The sequence below is a fragment of the Pontibacter brevis genome, from assembly GCF_054779655.1.
The window spans coordinates 1-17,466 of the sequence record NZ_BAAGXV010000070.1 but is presented as its reverse complement, the minus strand read 5'-3'; the positions used below and the strand labels follow the sequence as shown (position 1 = coordinate 17,466).

Genomic DNA, 17,466 nt, shown 5'->3' with positions numbered 1-17,466 from the left:
CCATGAGCAGCATCATCGATAGAAGAAAAAACGACAAGGGGAAGTCTACCGGCAATCGGCAGAAGTTTCTGAAGCGCGTTGAGAACCAGATAAAGAAGGCCATACCCGATATCATCAGCCAGGAAAGCATAAAAGACAGCCAGACGGGTGGCAGCGTAAAAGTACCTGTGCGGGGCCTGGATGAGCCTAGTTTCCAGCACGACCATAAAAGCGGGAAAAAGCACATCGTGCGGCCGGGCAACGACAAGTACCAGGAAGGTGATCGGGTGCCCAAACCGAAGCAAGGCGGCGGTGGAGGCGGCAATGGGCCGGGTTCCAACAGCCCGGAGGTAACGGAGGACGAATTTACGGTGGTCCTGTCGCGTGAGGAGTTTCTGAAGTACTTTTTTGATGACCTCGCGCTACCCAATATGGTGAAGAAGCTGATGGAAAGCACCGAGAATTTTTCGATGCGCCGCGCCGGCTATACCCGCGACAGCGTTCCTTCCCGGCTGAATATCAAAACCAGCTATCAGCAGTCGCTGGGCAGGCAACTGGCGCTAAAAGGAGTTTTTGATAAAAAGCTGAAGGCTTTGCAGGAACAGCTTGCCGGCACCACCAACCCGGAGGAGCGGGCAGCACTGGAGCTGGAAATAGAAAAGGTAAGCCGGCAGGCCAACACCATTCCTTTCTTCGAGGACATCGACCTGCGGTACAACAATTTCGAGCGGGTGCCCATTCCGGTTACCTCTGCCGTGATGTTCTGCATCATGGACGTGTCGGCTTCCATGGGCTATCACGAAAAGGATATCGCCAAAAGGTTCTTTACACTTCTGTACATCTTCCTGACCAGGCAATATAAGAATGTGGAGCTCGTCTTTATCCGGCACCATACCGAAGCCAAAGAGGTAGACGAAGAGGAGTTCTTCAATTCCCGGGAAAGCGGCGGTACCGTAGTGGCACCTTCCCTCAAGCTGATGGACCAGATCATGCGCGAGCGCTATGATCAGAGCTGGAACGTATACTGCTGCCAGGCATCAGATGGCGACGTCTGGTCAAGGGAGGATGCCCTGGAGTGTAAGAAGCTGCTGCAGGACACCATTTTGCCGGCTATCCAGTACATGGCCTACATCGAAATCAACAAGAAAGCGAGGGAAAGTGACCTGTGGCAGGCTTACAAGCGCATCAGCAACGACGAGGAATTCTCGATACGGCATGTGTACGAGGCTTTCGAAATTTGGCCTGTCTTCCAGGGGCTTTTCCGGAAAAGGAGCGAAGTAGCAGCCGCCTGACTGTCTGAATCAGGATTTTCAGGATGTGGAAGGATTTACAGGATTGAAGGATACGTAAAATTCTGAGATGTGACTTTCTCCTCCTGCTGGTGCGGAACCACTGGTGCTAATCGCTGGTGCGAGCTTGCAGCTCGTACCTTCTCCGCCAATTAAACCGGCCCTATACTTTCAGAGAGGCAGTTTTGTTGGCAAACGTGCGGATTGCTAATCCGCATCTCAGGAAGTTCCGGATTATAAATCAGAAACAGCAGAGTGATTTAGTGGTTGGTCTGCATAAGTGTAGGGGGAAAGTTGTCCAACCACCCCTGCCCCTCCTTGTCTGAGGAGGGGAGCCCGGTATACTAGTTGAGACAATGATGCCTGTAGTAAGCGATTAAAAGAAGTCGGACTAAATACTGGAAATTCTAAAAACAGATTTTGCTATAGAACAAGACAGGTAAAGCCGAAAAAGCAGACTCCCCTCCTTAGACAAGGAGAGGTTAGGGGTGGTGGATACAGGAACCGGGGCAAACCTCAAGACAATAGCAAGTACCCACGCTGCAAGCTCGCACCTGCGACGGCAGCAATGCTTTATTAAACAAGCACACTCATAATCTTTAACAGAATACACCCATGACGGATAAAGATAAATACAGGGCGATGTTTTGTAACCCAAACTGGGACTACAACACGCTGGAGGCGGCTGATGAGGTTATCAGCAGGATAGGGCGGGAGTACCTGAAGCTGAAAACGTACCCGAACCAGATTGAGATCGTGACGTCGGAGCAGATGCTGGATGCGTATGCCCTGACGGGCCTCCCCACCTCTTACCCGCACTGGAAGTTCGGCAAGGACTTCGTCCTGAACCAGAACAACTATACCAAGGGCCGTATGGGGCTGTCGTACGAACTGGTCATCAACTCCAACCCCTGCATCAGCTATAACATGGAGAACAACTCCACCTGCATGATGCTGCTGGTGATTGCCCACGCCTGCCAGGGCCACAATGCGTTTTTTGCCAACAACTACATGTTCCTCGACTGGACGTCAGCCGACTCCATTGTAGACTACATGGTGTTTGCCCGCGACTATGTGCTAAGATGCGAGGAGGAGTATGGCGAGGAGGAAGTAGAGCGGGTGCTGGATGCAGCCCATGCCCTGATGCACCACGGGATAGACAAGTACAAGAAACCTTCTAAAATATCCGCCAAAGAGGAAAACGAAAGGCTTAAAAAGCTGACCGCCATTAAAAGAGAGAACTACAACGAAATCTGGAGAACGCTGCCTAAAGCGCCACCTGTGCCCGAAAGCGTAGGAGGGGAGGAGCAGAAGTTTCCGAAGGAGCCGGAAGAGAATATCCTGTACTTTATAGAAAAATATGCGCCGGCGCTACCGCAATGGAAAAGAGAACTTATCCGGATTGTGCGGAAGGTGTCGCAGTACTTTTACCCGCAGGGAGCCACGAAGGTGATGAACGAAGGCTTTGCCACGTTTACGCACTACCACATCATTAACAAGCTGTTTGAGGAAGGCTACGTAAACGATGGTTTTATGCTGGAGTTCTTCAAGAGCCACAGTGGGGTGCTGTACCAGCCCGAATACAACAGCAAGTACTATTCTGGTCTGAACCCCTATACACTCGGGTTCAACATTTTCATGGACATCAAACGTATTTGCCAGGAGCCTACCGCGGAAGATAAAAAGTGGTTCCCCGACCTGGTGGGCAAAGACTGGCTGCAGCAGGTGCATTATGTGATGGAGAACTTCCGGGACGACAGCTTTATCCTGCAGTACCTGTCGCCGAAGGTGATGCGCGACATGAAGCTGTTCACCATCGTAGACAACGAGCTGGAGGATGAATATGAAATAGGGGCCATCCACAACGAGCGGGGTTACAAAAGAGTACGGGAACAGCTGAGCAACCAGTACGACCGGTCTTTTCATGTGCCCAACATACAGGTAACCAAAGTAGACCTGCACCAGACAAGCAAGCTGTACCTGACGCACTACATCCAGAAAGACCGCCGCCTGGATGCTGACAGCACCCAGTCCACGCTCGAGCACATCCGCTACCTGTGGGGTTTCCCGGTGGAGCTGCACTCCAAAAACAAACTGGGGATCAACGAAAGTACTTTTGAGGCGAAGTAGAGGGAAGAACTGCGGAGAACAGATTCTTCTCCTTTATTAGTAAAACCTTTTGCTTTAACGCTGAAGAGCAAGGATTGTAAGACAAGGTATAGTGTACCACTCCCCCTTCAAATTCTATTCGGGACTGTGTAGAAATACTGCACCTGCAGGTCGGCAAAAAACCGTGCGTTTTTTGGAAAGGAAACGCCACTTTCCACGACAACCCCCAGCTTGCTGACATTCTTTTTTTCTCTCTCAGTGTCTCCATACAAAACCGTGCCTTTTGCCCGATTATAGGCTGGTCCTGATCCAAGTCTGAACAACTGTGAAGGTAAGGGAGCATATCCCAAGGCTGCAACTGTAAGTACAGATGTGTTGATGATTAAATAATCATAGTTAAAAGCGTTGCCCGTCACATCGCTCTCTCTGTAATGGAGGAGGGCTTTTACCTTATACTTATTTCCGACATGGAACAGCACGCCTAACTGAAAAGCACTTTCTTCTCTCAGCGGATACTCGTTACAACCGAAAAAGCCACCTCCAATAGCTTCCTCTCCAAATCCTTCATCTGTTCTGTTACACTTTGCCCTGATTCATAGAGATAAAGCCCATCATGCAGACTCACTTCTGGACCAGCAGCGGGAGGGGATTGCTGCGCGAAAACACGTTGGCACCCAAACCATTTGGCAATTTTTACAAAAAAATTAACCTACAGCCATTTTAGCTGCTCCTTTCCACAAGAAAGCAGGCATGGGCTCATGCAATTCCCATTTAATATTCATAGGTTTTGATCCGCTATGAGTAAGATAGTCTACTGGGCCTAAAAAGTAGTAAGGGCTTGTAAACCCATAATTATCCTTTTTCTCTTCCCTAACAAACAGAAGTAAAGTCTTTCTGCTTTCTTTATGCCTGATGTATGAAATACCTACCTGACTTTCAGGGGCTGTTCTATTTTGAGACTGCCAATGGAAAATTTTCTCGTTGATGGCATAGTCCTCGTATTGTGTACTTGGTGAAAAATCTTTTTCTGATTTGTTAAGGGTGACTAAGAGTAGCTCAGTGTTCAAATCAGAAATATTTACTACTCCTTCCCTAGATGTAAATGCTTTTTTAGGAGTGGTTATACCGAAAGCGCATAATATTTCATCTCTTGAATAGCGAGCATGTATCTCCAGACCTATCGGGTAGCCTAAATCAATTAATTTTGTTGTATGGGTTAGATGACCTCTTAAGTAAGAGACAATCTCTTGTAGCTCATTTTTAAGCACTGGGTATTTCGATATCTCCCGTAGCCCTTCTTCTATACATGCAAAACCATATTCACCAATTCCTTTTTGCCAGATGTCATAATACAACATCAAAGCAAATTGTTCATCACGCACATCGGTACTATGGAAGATCAAATCATGTTCTAGAAGGCTTGTTATAAATTTTAAATAGGAGGGAGAGTCAATGTGTACTATACGCCTCAGCCCTCTAGCTATTTGGGTATGATGTCTTTTTACCTCATACTTTATCATCCCCGCTTCCTGTTTTAATTCCGACCAGGTAGTGTTACTGTAAATGGTGCGAATATCTAATTGATGATACTGTAGAAAGTTTGCCAGTGTCAATTCCTGATGCGTTTGATACTGAAAGCTGGTAACTTCACTTTGTAATCTCCTAACATTGAAAACAGCATTTTTTATGTTATCTAAAATGTATTTCTTGGCTTGCTTTTCCATTCGGATATTACAGCCCGGAGGTAAGTGAGGGAAGTTGTTCTCAATTTCTTTTTGAATATTAAACCTCGATTTACCTGCTAACGCTCTAAACTTATCAGCAAAATTATACCGCTCATGCGCCTGGCTCACAAAGTCTAAAACCGTTAAACATTCTTTGCCTTCCGAAATCCTAAGTCCACGGCCCAACTGTTGCAGAAATACCGTTAAACTTTCTGTAGGCCGTAAAAATAAAATTGTGTCAATTTCAGGAATATCTACCCCTTCATTAAATATGTCTACCACAAAAACGAAGTTGATCTCACCTTTGATGAGTCGCTGACGAATAGTAGCTCTTTCTAATTCGTTACCATTACCGCTAATTAAAGAAATCGCTCTATAGCCAGCTGTGATAAATGCATCGCTCATAAATTGTGCGTGCGCTTTTGAGGTACAGAAGCAAAGTGTTTTTGATTCAAAGGGATCTGTCAGGTAATGCTCTACGGCATCTATAACCAAAGCTACTCGTTGCCTGCTCGACAAGTTATGAGTTAAGTCAGTGGTGTTATATTTTCCCGCTTCCCACTTAACTTTTCTCAGATCTACGCTATTATCTGAAATACAGAAGTACTGAAACGGGCTGAGCAGTTTTAGTGTAAGCGCATCTGCTAACCTGATTTCTGCAGAAATCTTATCGTTGAAATCTGGCAGCAGACTTTTGCCGTCCATTCGTTCCGGTGTAGCAGTTAGTCCTAGTAAGATCTTAGGCAAAAACAGATCAAAGATAATACGATAGGTGTCAGCTTGACTATGATGCGCTTCGTCTATCACAATGAAATCATAGTAGTCTGCTGAGAGCCTTTCTTGAAAGAATTCCTTTTGAGAATTGAAAGTTTGTATGGAGACAAAGAGATGCTTTAAGTCACCATCTTGTGGCGTATAGTTCCCTACCCACAGTTGGCCGAAATCGTTATACCCAGCACCGAGTACGGCTCTGAAAGAAGCAACGGACTGCTCTAAAATTTCTTTTCTGTGCGCTATAAACAGCAGGTTTGCTTTGCCTTTTTGTGACAGGAAAAACCGTTGGTAATCGAAGGCTGAGATGATCGTTTTGCCTGTACCAGTAGCAGCAACAATAAGGTTTCTATAATTGCTGTAAAACTCTCTTTCCACCTTCAGCTGTTCCAATACTTCTTTCTGAAAAGGGAAGGGGGTTATCTTAAAATAATCGGTTAACGAAACTACGTTATCCCTTTGCTTTTCCTGCTGTATGGCTTCCTTAAACTTAGTTGTCCCACCAATAGCAAAGTCTTCGAAATCAATGCTGTTCCAGTAATAATCGAATGTAGCTTTAGCCTTCTCTATAATGTGAGGATTCTCCTGGCTGGTTACTCTTAAATTCCACTCCAGTCCTTTTGTTAAGGCTGATTTAGAAAGATTCGAGGAACCAATAAAAGCGGTATTAAATGCCGTGTTTCTTTCGAAGATATAAGCCTTCGCATGGAGTCGCTCAATCTTTGTTTGATAGGAAATCTTGATGTGTGTATTTGGAAGCTTCGATAAGAAATCTAAAGCTCTTGCCTCTGTAGCTCCCATATACGAAGTCGTGATAATGCGAAGTTCAGCGCCTTCACGCGATGTAAACTCTTTTAAAGCTCGCTCAAGTATTCGCAGTCCAGACCATCTTATAAAGGAGACTAGCCAATAGATCTTATCAGCAGATAAAATGTCACGCTCAATTTCTGTATCAATAGAGATATCGGAGTTACTTCCTGTAAACAGGTTACTAACTGATAAGCCAGTCTGGGGAATCTTGCGATTCAGGTCTTCTAACAGTTGCTTGTCATTTTTGCCTATTTTGGAAAGTACAGCTGTCAGAATTTGTCCTTCAAAATATATCAGGCTATCACTAGCATCTAGGTTTATCTTTTCATCCACAAACTGAATGATATCATTGCAGAATTTTACCTGCTTTTTAATATCTTCCTTTTTTAACTCCCTTAAAGCAAGTTGTATCAAACTGATCAAGTAATCAGACAGTATTTTAGCTGCTTCTTCTTTATCGATTTGAGCCTGAGCTATAAAAAACTTCTCTGATGATAAGCCTTTGATTTTGTTCTTTAGCGAAGAGGTAATTAGCTGTTCGTAAATTCCTTCTTTTAGCATCCTTTGAGGAAGTATAGTAGATCAAAATATAATGAGGAATGATTCAACCTTTAAAAACATGCTGCCGATGCCACGCCAGGTTACCAGCATCTGGATAGTGCTTTGCTCCAAAAGGTAAAGTCAATGGTTTCCTTTTTAGGTGTTGAAGCGCATAGCTATTTTCCGTGTCTTCAGCTATAGCATCAGAAACCAGCACAGTAAGTCTTTCATCAACTGAGATGAGCCCCCGATCAAAAGCGCGGTGCAGGTTAGGGCAAAGAGCCAAACCGTTATTTATCTTGTCGTCTTTGCTTAAGCTAAAAGGTACGATATGACAAGCATCGATCATTGAAAAGCCGTGATTAGAAACCAGGCGCATACCTGAAATGCAACAAGTATGGTTGTATACTTGTGGTACCAATTTTTTAAATAAGCCTCCACGAATAAACTGCTCTTCCTCGTCTGTATCGCTGAGTGCCAAAGCATAGCCTGCCGGGGGTTCGTTAAGCAGGTAGCTCTGTAAACTTTGTATATAACCGCCTTGCTTCGTCTTCAGATATTCTGATTTTGTATCAGGGAAATAATGATCTAAGAGCGCTGTCTTTAGTATGTTCCGGCTTTCCGTGCTGGTCAGCAAAGAATAAAGATCATCGGCAAAGTAGCCGTAGTCAACAACTTCGTTCAGAGTATTAATGCTTTTAATATGTATACTTAAAGCTGTTCCTACTCTTGTTCTAACTGTCCAAAAACCCTCAGTAGCTAAGTGATAATACGGTAGTGAGAAATCGGAAGTATGCGCCGTCCTTACCAAAAGGGCAAAGGTCTCTTTGAACAGCGCCACCAGTTCTGGTGATATACACACTTTATTCTCTATTATTTCTCCCTTCTCAAACAGCTCGATTAAAGAAAGCAACAGTACAGGTTTATGAGGTGCTTTCCCATACCTAGTAACACCCTGACGCAGTTTGGTAAACTTATTCAAATAGGTTATAAGCGCAGAAGGATTGGAAGTCATTCTTTATCACATTAATATGCAAAGGATTACACCTTAATGATTACTTGCATTCCTAAGGTGATACTCAAATATACAAACTTGATTATATAATTTGAGAGTACAACAAAGCTTTCAACATACTAAACCACAGAGCAGGCTGTCTAAGGAGATCGAGGTTCGGAAACCTGCAAAAGAAAACAAATAGAGCGGATGAACGTGCGGACAAATTACAGCCTTGCAAGATAGCTTCAAAAAAGAAATCCCCCTGCTTCTAAAAGCAGGGGGACTTCTACTTAAACGGGTCCTAAACTAAGGAGCACCTAATTCGGCTTTACATATATTCACTTTTTATTCTCTTTCTCCTCATCCACTGTCACGGTTCTTGTCTGCTTGGTGGTGTCATACTCCACCACAGTTTCTGTCACCTCATATTCAGTAGCCACAGAATCGCGGTCCACTACAACGCCTTTCTGCTCGGAGGCAGTTGTGCTCTCGGTACGCTCACAGGCCATCATGCTCATTGTTGCCAGCACGAGGGCACCTGAATATAGTATCTTTTTCATGGCTTTACAATTTAGTTATATCTTTGTTAAATCCTATACATGGTTATGCTGTTCCAGGTATCAGGATGGCTATAATACGTGTATAAGAGGAAAAAGGGTTTAAAAAATACTTTATCTGTTTTCCTGCTACATGTGAAATGTACAAAAAGAGCAAGCGAGAGGGGAGTGCAGCCATGAAATAAACCGCTGGCTATTCTTTTATGATGGCGCTTTAGCTACATTGGCCGTAACGGCAGCAATTTAGCTGACAGCATAAAGATCCTATGCATCAGGCAAGGCTTCTGCTGCAGGGTTGGTCTAACCGCACTATAAACAGCTGAAAATGTCACTTATAAAGTTTAATCAATTAGTGCTGCTGGCAGGGCGAAGGCCCGCACCCTAAGGCTGGAGCCACACCCCAAACTACCGCCATACATGGAGCAGAATATTAATTGAGCTGTCGTTTGAACGAAAGGCTTTTTGGCAGTGCCATCTGGTTTATTTCGGCGTAGTGGCGGGTGGGTTGGAGAGTAGCCATCGCATATATTTAGTGCAGCTATTTCGTTGAAAGGCACGAGTTTACAGGTTTTTTTGAAGTTCCACTCTTAAAAAAGATGCAATTTTATTAAACCGGCTGCCTAAATTAGCCCGTATATAGGCCGATTAATACCAAACAAATACAAACACGATTATGATGAAGAAGCTATTTTTTGCAGTCGCCCTGCTTGTAGGCTCTTTTACAGCTGCCCAGGCGCAGGCTACTTTTGGCGTGAGAGGAGGGGCTAACCTGTCCCAGCTGTCTGGTGAGCTGCGTAATGAAGATATGTTCGATAACAAAGTGTCTTTTCATGGTGGCTTTACCTTAAACTTCCCGCTGGTGGAGGATTTTGTGTCCCTGCAGCCGGAGCTCCTTTACTCCAGAAAAGGCTTTAAAAATAGTGGCGTAGAATACAGAAGCCTGCCGTTATTAGAAGAAAGAAGACGTGAAGGAAGCGTGAACTACAACTACCTGGATCTGCCGGTGCTGGCGCACATAAACGCTGGTCCGATTTACTTTGAGTTTGGTCCGCAACTGAGCTACCTGCTGAGCGTGAACAACAGGACCGAGATCTATGACGGTAACGGAAACCTTATTTCCAGTTCCGAAGCAGACCAGAGCAAGGAAGGCCTTGCGGACTTAGAGATAGGTTATGCCGCTGGTCTTGGTTTTGCTGCGAGCAATGGTATCAGCCTTGGCCTGCGTTACAACGGCGCCTTCACCGACTTTGTAAAGGACAGCGAGACCTATTTTGATGGAGACCTGGCAAATGCCCGTCACTCCATATTTATGTTAACTCTGGGCATTCGTTTTTCTGGAGCAAGATAAGATAAAAGATACAGGCCTATCAAACCAGCCAGCCTTGCCCCTCGGGCAGGGCTGGTTTTTTTGTTTAAGTGAATGCATGTGCGGGTTTATTTCTGCATCAAATCATCCAAAGCTATCTTCAATCTAATTTTTTCATGCTGATCCGGCACAATCACCCCTGTCACGCTATACAATTGACTCAAGGAGTTGTCTGTCATTGAGAATCCAGTGAGAAACCTGCCTTTTTTTCATGATCCCGCAATACTTCAGATTTCTCACGTCGTTCGAAATGACAAGCAAACATTTGATTTTTTATGTTAACTACATTGCCCTTCCTGTTAATAGAAAGGTATCTATTCCAAAATGAGACATAAGGCGTTTCCCATCGTCCATGTTCTGCTTTTAAAACCATCCAGCACGAAGCCTAAAGACGAGGCCTCTCGGCCTTGACAGCACAGGAAGACAAGATGGAAAAGGCTGTTTATGAGTCACTGGATAAGCTAAACCACGGCAGCTTAGACAAGGCTACAAATTGCTAACGAAAGCAACCGCAACGGCAGCTTATGCAAGTATAAAAGTTAATGCAGCAACAGCCACTTCAGCAACTCCTAACTTGAAAATACCTTCATAATGCTATCTTCAGCGGGATGACTTCATTCCGCGTATAGGGAATATAAACCGATTTGAAGCGTTATACTGGTACTATGTTAATCTTCTGGACATTCATTGTGGCGGCCATCCTCGGATACCTGGTCGGCCATTATTTAAAACCAAACCACCAGCTGCAGCAAGCCATCCGGGAGGCCAGGGAAACCTGCAGGGCCGTGCTGGAGCAGGGCAACAAAGGTGTGTACCGTACCATTGTGACGGAGCAGCATAAGTCCTCGGAGCTGGTGATAGAGGTAAAGGAGCTGGCTGTGACGACAGGAGGGAAGGTGAAGGTGGAGTACCTCAGCGCCTACTACAAAAACCCTGAGTTCAGGACAAGAAAAGGAGAGGCCTTGTTGAAAGAGGTGCGTGATTTATTAGGAGATTACCTTCCTTTAAACGATATTGAATGGTACGAAACAACAGAGCGCCACGAGCACATAAGGCAGCACCTGAGCACATTAGACAACCTACGCAATCACCAACCCGGAAAATAAGACATGGAAAACACGAACATTTCAACTGCCGAAAACAAAGAGCAGCAACAGCAAAGAGCGCTGGAAATCTCTAAAACCATTGACCCTACCAAGCCTGATTCCCTTACTAATTTCGGGGTGGAGACGCAGCGCAAACTGGGGTATTATTCCAACGAGCTGCTGACGAAAGTAAAAGCAAAAGATTCTGGAGACGCCGGTACCGCTATCAACGAGCTGCTGACCCAGATAAACATGATAAAGATTGATGGAGAGGAGAAGCGCGGTTTGCTTTCCCGCCTGCCTTTTGTAAATAAAATCAAAGACAGATCGCAGCGCATTGCCAGCCAGTATAACAGCATCTCGGAGAACGTGGACGATGTAGTCATCAAACTCGAGAAAACAAGGCAAAGCATTATGAAAGACTCTACCAGCCTGGAGGTGATGTTTAACCAGGCCGTGGAGTACATACACGAAGTGCGTGCCGTGATTGCCGCCGGTAAAATGAAGATAGAGGAACTCGAGAATGAGGCTATCCCAAAGCTGCAGGCAGAGGCGGAGGCCAGCGACAACGACGAACTGGTGGTGCAGCGCCTCAGTGATCTCGTTGCCTTCAAAGACCGCCTCGAAAAAAAGGTACACGACCTCACGCTTTCCCATACCATCGCCACCCAGTCGATGCCCCAGATCCGCATGATCCAGACCACCAACGATGTGTTGGCGCAGAAGATACAGAATTCTATTGTAACCGTAATCCCGGTGTGGCGCCAGCAGGTAGCCATTGCACTTGGCCTGGAGAAGCAGCGTAAAGCCCTGGAGATACAAAAGAAAGTAACAGATACGACCAACGAGATGCTGTTGAAGAACTCCCAGCTGCTGAAAGGGAATGTAGTAAGTGCAGCCCAGGAAAATGAGCGCGGCATTGTAGACGTGGACACGCTGAAAAAGGTAAACAAGGACATGGTGGAGACGCTGGACGCCGTCCTGAAGATTTCGGAGGAAGGAAGTAAGAAACGGGCTGAGGCGGTGAAAGAGCTGGCCCAGGTGCAGGAAGAGCTGAACAGCAAAATTATTGGCACCTTCGGCAAGTCCAAGAAAATTGAAGCAGAATAATGGCGGAAAAAAAAGAACAGAAAAATACCTCCAACAGCATCTTGACAGAAGAACAGGAGGAGCTCCTTGAACTGTATCTTCAAAACCTGGACAGTTATTACGGGCAGCTCCGGTCTTCTGACGCCATACAGGTGGAGATAGAAACGCAGCATCTTAAAAAGATACTCAGTACATGACGAATTTCTGGCGTTCCCTTTTCGGCCTGAACGGCGCGGTTAGCGAAAGAACCGTTATAGGCCCCCCGGAAGGAATTGACGTGAAGGACGCACCCTATATAAAAGATTCAAAAAAGCGGCTGAAGGCGCTGCAGGAGCTGCATAACCGCTACAGTGGCACACCACACGCCCATAAGATTGAGGCTGTGTACCACAAAACGTATGAAATACAGACGTATCTGATAGAGCGTAAGCGGGTACATGAGCTGGAGTTGTTCCACCTGCAGCACACCGACCATTTTCTGAATACTTTTAACATCATCATGGATGCGCACCAGCAGCACCATGCCAGGGCAGCTGCACTCCGGAGAGCTGCCGCAAGAGCGGACGGTGCCATCCGCAAAGTGGCGTCTGCTACTTTCCGCAAGGACAGAAAAGAGGTGAAGGCTGCCCAGCAGGCAAACACTGAAACAAGCCAGCGGGCCTACGCCGACTTTGCCGAAACCAAAACGCCGGTGCCAGGACTTACTGTACCCCCGATTTCTATCAACACCTATGCAAAAATTGTTTACCTGAAAGAAACGATCTCGGGTGGTCTCGTTAGCCATGAGATAGGCTTCACTTCCACACCTGAAGAAAAAGAAACTTTTGTAGACTACGTATCCGAATTGCTCGGCATTGAAAACGGCATCGCCTACGTTGGGAATGCTCTGCTCTTTATTCCGACCCAAAACACCTCCCCACCAGCCGAGCTGGTGCCGGTCATCCACTGGAACGGTTCCCCCTATGCCCTCATCCTCGAAGACTGCCGTCTTTTCCCTGTAAGTACTTACCGTAAGAGCAGGTGATAGAGAAGGCTTGCGCTAGCCTACTCCCGCCACCACTGCCGCCGCGGTATGTGATGATCTAAAATCACTGGTTCTCCTATGCGGGGCGTGGTAACAGGCACGTTCAGTTCAGCGGCTTTCTTTGTAGCGCGCTCAATAGGTTCTGTCCAGCTGTGCATGGCGAGGGTGAAAGCGCCCCAGTGGATAGGCATGAGCAGTTCTCCCCTCAGGTCGACGTGTGCCTGCACCGTCTGCTCTGGCATCATGTGTATGTTAGGCCACAGCTCATTGTACTGCCCACATTCCATCAGGGTAATATCAAAAGGCCCGTACTTCTTTCCCACTTTCTCAAAGCCGTTAAAATAGCCGGAGTCGCCGCTAAAGAAGATACGGTCTTCCTGACCCATAATCACCCAGGAGGTCCAGAGTGTTTTCATCCTGTCTGAGAGCCCGCGACCGGAAAAATGCCGCGAAGGGGTAGAGGCAAAAGTCAGCCCCTGGTACGACGCCTCCTGCCACCAGTCCATTTCTGTGATTTTGGCTGCCGGCACCCCCCAGCGCTCCAGGTGTGCACCCACCCCGAGGGCCACAAAAAAGTGACCGGTCTTCTCCTCCAGCTTCTGAATGGAGCCATAGTCGAGGTGGTCGTAGTGGTCGTGCGAAATCAGAACGGCATCTATGCGCGGCAAGGCCTCTATAGAAACAGGTAAATCTGAAAACCGCCTGGGCCCCATAAAGCTGACAGGAGAGGCGATGTCTCCCATCATCGGGTCCAGGAGCAGGCGCTTTCCGTCTATCTCTATCAGGAAGGCAGAATGCCCCAGCCACGTAATGATGGTGGCGGTGTCCTGAACAGCATGCAGCCTCTTCGGGTCGATTTTCTGTACCGGAAGTTCATCATCCGGGCTCTGGTCTTCTGATTCTCCGAAAAGCCTGGAGGAAAGCAGCTTTACATAGCCGCTAAAGCCCAGGCCCATGTCTGTCTCGACGGGGTTATGAAACTCTCCCTCAAAATAATTAGGAGATTGCTTTATTTTCTGCAGCCGGTCTCCTTTCGCTTCTGCTCCAAACTGCGGGGAGAGTTTCTTCAGCGAACAGCCCGCTACGGTAGCCAGTAGTAGGAGAACGCTCCATATGTACAGAGTAACCTTTACACTTCTTTTCATCAGGTTAAACATTGATTTTAAACCGGCAGCTCCTATAGTTAAGATATAGATTGCTTTTGTAGCTACCTCTCCTTTACGGATATTCTACGACGGCAGTACAAGCTTAGGCAATGTGCGTACGTAACCGGTCCATTACAGCTTTGTTCCGGTCTGATAGGGGACATCACTTTCCTGATGTACGCACAGAACAGGCATTAGCTAACCTTATGCCTGCGTACAGTAGAAGGAGGTAGTGGAAAAAACAGAAAACAAAGTCGCTGCTTTACCGGTCTAAAGAAATAGACTTCAGTTGTATAGGTTAAGTTTAAACATAAACATAGCAGAAAAATATGCCTACGTTAAGTGACCTGACTGCCATGATCACCCCGGTGGTATTGATTCTGGCGGCAGGACAACTCATTTTAACAACATCCCAGCGGCTCGCCCGCAGTGTGGAGCGAGCCCGTAAGTTATCTGAACAGTTCGAAGAACTGGTGCTGAATAAGGAGCACAAAGAGTCTGCAGTGAAAAGGACGTTGCTCTACAGACTGCTGACAAGGGCGGCCAACAGATCGAGAAAGCTGCAGCAAGTCATGAGCCTGCTTTACATTGCCCTTTCCATTTTTGTGGCAACCAGTTTGTCGATCGGCCTGCTCGAGGTTTTCGGGCTTCTGGTGGTCTGGGTGCCTGTTGTGCTTGGCTTATGCGGGGCGGCCTTTTTGTTTTACGCCACTATTCTACTTATTTCAGAGACGCGCATTGCGCTGGGCGCCATTGACATCGAGATGGATTACTTAGTGAAAAACTACAGCAAAGAGCTGCCGGATAGTGCAGACAAAGAAAACAATTAAAGCACTGCCCGGCGGGTATTCTATTTACTTTTTAGCTTGCTCTGATAGGAGCACATTCTGTTGTTACTTTTTACCACCATAAGGCCTACATCATCTTAAGGAGGAGCTATGGCGGCGGCAGTGAAAGATTTCAAACCGGAGGATATTGATTTAAAGTCTACCAGTGCGGTTTTACGGCTATGTTACTTTTGTCGGTTTTTTGCAGAGGTATAAGTACCAGCCTGATACTTCATGCGCCTTACATGCTTACTTTGAAAGGTGAACTTCCGTCCGTGGAAGGGCTAAGGGTTTGTTAAGGAGGTGTGAAGCAGCAAATAAGCAGTTCTTCGCGCACTATTTGTGGTGTTTCATTTGAAAGAACCTCATTTTTGTCTTTAAACCTTATGGTGGGAATTGAAATAATCTTCTAATTATTAGTATTGTATAATGTTACCTTGAGTTGCAGTTATTCCTTTATATATGTATTGATTCCATCCAATTTTATAAGTGAATCATTACAGATTTAAAGTAGGTCTTATTTAAAACAGGCACTAAAAGATAAATTTTCAAGAATAAATTAAACATCACTGCCCGATAAACGTTAGAAGCTATATATCTGAATAATTAATATAAGCGCTCATCATCCAATTATTTTAGCTGTTATGTTAAAATAATTTTGACACTCACCCTCCAATGCCCTTTCTGATTGGTTTTATCAAACTTAATGTCAGGGCTTTCTGTACAAATTCCGGGTTAACGAATATTTATTCAACGCTATGCACATATTTGTTGATTGCTCTAGAATTGTTCATGCTGTTACAGCCACTCAATCCGCTTAAACCATTTACTATCAGACAGGAGGTCGTGCTTTTCCCTCTATCACTTTGCCATCTGACTTTATAAAATAAAGTCAGCATGCAGTATCGGTTGATACACCAGAATTAAGGTCAGTTCTACTGAGATTTTATGCTAGTAAGAGGAGAGCTCCAAATAAAGAGCCAGGGATATGTTTTGTTCAGCCTGTACAGCCAGATGCGTCATCTGTCCAGGAAATAAGAAAATTTCTCCCTCTTCCTGCAAAAGATTCTCAGTTAAACTGAATCTTCTAAAAGCTGCCCCGCCTACAAACCTCCCTGGAACGGTTTAGATAAGTTGATGTCCAAAGATAATAGTGCATTACCTAACTCCGCTACCCATGCAGCAGTTACAAGATTACGAATTAGATAAGATTACAAAAAATACCCTTCCTGAAGATTACAAAGAATTAATGAAGTTTTGGCGAAGTCAGTCCTACGGTACGGTTTCGATTGATTATGCCCAGAGCTTTCACAGTAACCCCGCTTTTTTAGCAGTACTCAATCAGTCGCCCTGTGTCATCTCAATACTAGACCTGCGAACGCAGCAGTTTAGCTTTATCAGCAGCAGTGCAGAAGAAGTGCTGGGCTATGGTTGTTCTCAGTTTATAGAAAAGGGTTTCTCCTTTTACAATGCCATTGTGCATCCTGAGGATCTGCATAAAACCTGGAGACTCCGGAAGTCTATCTGGGATTTTATTTCCAATTTAGCCCCAGCTGATCAGGCACAGTATAAATTTAACTATGACTACCGCATCATCAAACCAGGTGGTAAAGTAATCAGGGTACTGGCTCAGAATTCTGTCCTGCAGTCAGACTGCAAGGGCAATATTACGCATGTGCTGAGTGTATGTTCCGATATTTCCCATTGGAAGAAAAGCGAGCAGCAGGTAGCCTCCGTTGTATCGACTAGCCGGAACATCTGTCATTTCTTTACCTCTGAAGACGTTGAGAACTGCCATGCCCCAAGCAGTTTGAGCAAACGGGAACTGGAAATAGTAAAACTGATGGCCGAGGGCTACAGCAGCAAACTTATTGCAGATAAACTCTTTATCAGTTTCCACACGGTGAATACCCACCGGCAGAAGATCATGACGAAAACAAATACAAAAAACGCAGGAGGCTTAGTGCAGTTTGCGGTTTCCCATGGCTTGGTTTGAAAAAGCTGCCGGGTAGAAGAGTAGTTTGAGTATTCCAGGAAGGACAGAAAAAGGGTTGTGGTCTAGAATGTATGATGGTTTCGGTAATAGAATGTTAGCTTCATGGCGTTGTAGTGATTCTGCTCTTTTTTAGAGAAGCAGGCTGTTTTTCTGACCAA

General features: G+C 45.7%; 13 protein-coding genes and 1 pseudogene. 9 read left to right on the top strand and 5 right to left on the bottom strand.

Annotated elements, in window-relative coordinates:
- Positions 1-2 precede the first annotated feature (2 nt).
- Together ACYVB1_RS14850 and ACYVB1_RS14845 are read left to right on the top strand one after the other, a co-directional pair.
- Positions 3-1,271, top strand: coding sequence for a YeaH/YhbH family protein (locus ACYVB1_RS14850; protein WP_460924567.1), 1,269 nt, complete (start codon positions 3-5; stop codon positions 1,269-1,271).
- Positions 1,272-1,883: 612 nt separating this feature from the next.
- Positions 1,884-3,398, top strand: coding sequence for a SpoVR family protein (locus ACYVB1_RS14845; RefSeq protein ID WP_460924566.1), 1,515 nt, complete (start codon positions 1,884-1,886; stop codon positions 3,396-3,398).
- A gap of 683 nt (positions 3,399-4,081) precedes the next feature.
- On the opposite strand, the gene ACYVB1_RS14840 is transcribed toward ACYVB1_RS14845, so the two are convergent.
- The 3 genes from ACYVB1_RS14840 to ACYVB1_RS14830 form a co-directional block, all read right to left on the bottom strand.
- Positions 4,082-7,243, bottom strand: coding sequence for a DUF3427 domain-containing protein (locus ACYVB1_RS14840; protein ID WP_460924565.1), 3,162 nt, complete (start codon positions 7,241-7,243; stop codon positions 4,082-4,084).
- Positions 7,244-7,286: 43 nt separating this feature from the next.
- Positions 7,287-8,237, bottom strand: coding sequence for an HNH endonuclease (locus ACYVB1_RS14835; protein WP_460924564.1), 951 nt, complete (start codon positions 8,235-8,237; stop codon positions 7,287-7,289).
- Between the two features lie 320 nt (positions 8,238-8,557).
- The gene (locus tag ACYVB1_RS14830) at positions 8,558-8,779 is read right to left on the bottom strand and encodes a hypothetical protein (RefSeq protein ID WP_460924563.1); all 222 of its coding nucleotides are present in this window, start codon (positions 8,777-8,779) and stop codon (positions 8,558-8,560) included.
- Positions 8,780-9,449: 670 nt separating this feature from the next.
- Between ACYVB1_RS14830 and ACYVB1_RS14825 the strand changes: the two genes are divergently transcribed.
- The 5 genes from ACYVB1_RS14825 to ACYVB1_RS14805 all read left to right on the top strand — a co-directional run bounded on the left by ACYVB1_RS14825 (position 9,450) and on the right by ACYVB1_RS14805 (position 13,340).
- Complete coding sequence (locus tag ACYVB1_RS14825; protein ID WP_460924562.1) at positions 9,450-10,124, top strand: porin family protein; 675 nt, start codon at positions 9,450-9,452, stop codon at positions 10,122-10,124.
- Between the two features lie 683 nt (positions 10,125-10,807).
- The gene (locus tag ACYVB1_RS14820) at positions 10,808-11,248 is read left to right on the top strand and encodes a hypothetical protein (protein WP_460924561.1); all 441 of its coding nucleotides are present in this window, start codon (positions 10,808-10,810) and stop codon (positions 11,246-11,248) included.
- Positions 11,249-11,251: 3 nt separating this feature from the next.
- Positions 11,252-12,337 carry a toxic anion resistance protein gene (locus ACYVB1_RS14815; protein ID WP_460924560.1) on the top strand — a complete coding sequence of 362 codons (1,086 nt, stop codon included), beginning with the start codon at positions 11,252-11,254 and terminating at the stop codon, positions 12,335-12,337.
- Complete coding sequence (locus ACYVB1_RS14810) at positions 12,337-12,513, top strand: hypothetical protein (protein WP_460924559.1); 177 nt, start codon at positions 12,337-12,339, stop codon at positions 12,511-12,513. The genes ACYVB1_RS14815 and ACYVB1_RS14810 overlap by 1 nt, the downstream gene beginning before the upstream one ends.
- On the top strand, positions 12,510-13,340 hold the full coding sequence (locus tag ACYVB1_RS14805) for a hypothetical protein (protein ID WP_460924558.1): 831 nt from the start codon (positions 12,510-12,512) through the stop codon (positions 13,338-13,340). Before ACYVB1_RS14810 ends, ACYVB1_RS14805 begins: the two co-directional genes overlap by 4 nt.
- A gap of 20 nt (positions 13,341-13,360) precedes the next feature.
- Here the strand turns inward: ACYVB1_RS14805 and ACYVB1_RS14800 are convergent, their stop codons facing one another.
- Positions 13,361-14,485, bottom strand: coding sequence for an MBL fold metallo-hydrolase (locus ACYVB1_RS14800; protein WP_460924557.1), 1,125 nt, complete (start codon positions 14,483-14,485; stop codon positions 13,361-13,363).
- A gap of 329 nt (positions 14,486-14,814) precedes the next feature.
- Between ACYVB1_RS14800 and ACYVB1_RS14795 the strand changes: the two genes are divergently transcribed.
- Positions 14,815-15,315 carry a DUF2721 domain-containing protein gene (locus ACYVB1_RS14795; RefSeq protein WP_460924556.1) on the top strand — a complete coding sequence of 167 codons (501 nt, stop codon included), beginning with the start codon at positions 14,815-14,817 and terminating at the stop codon, positions 15,313-15,315.
- Between the two features lie 1,246 nt (positions 15,316-16,561).
- Positions 16,562-17,308, top strand: coding sequence for a LuxR C-terminal-related transcriptional regulator (locus tag ACYVB1_RS14790; protein WP_460924555.1), 747 nt, complete (start codon positions 16,562-16,564; stop codon positions 17,306-17,308).
- Between the two features lie 62 nt (positions 17,309-17,370).
- Here the strand turns inward: ACYVB1_RS14790 and ACYVB1_RS14785 are convergent.
- A pseudogene (locus ACYVB1_RS14785) lies at positions 17,371-17,466 on the bottom strand (IS1 family transposase); the annotation flags it as partial.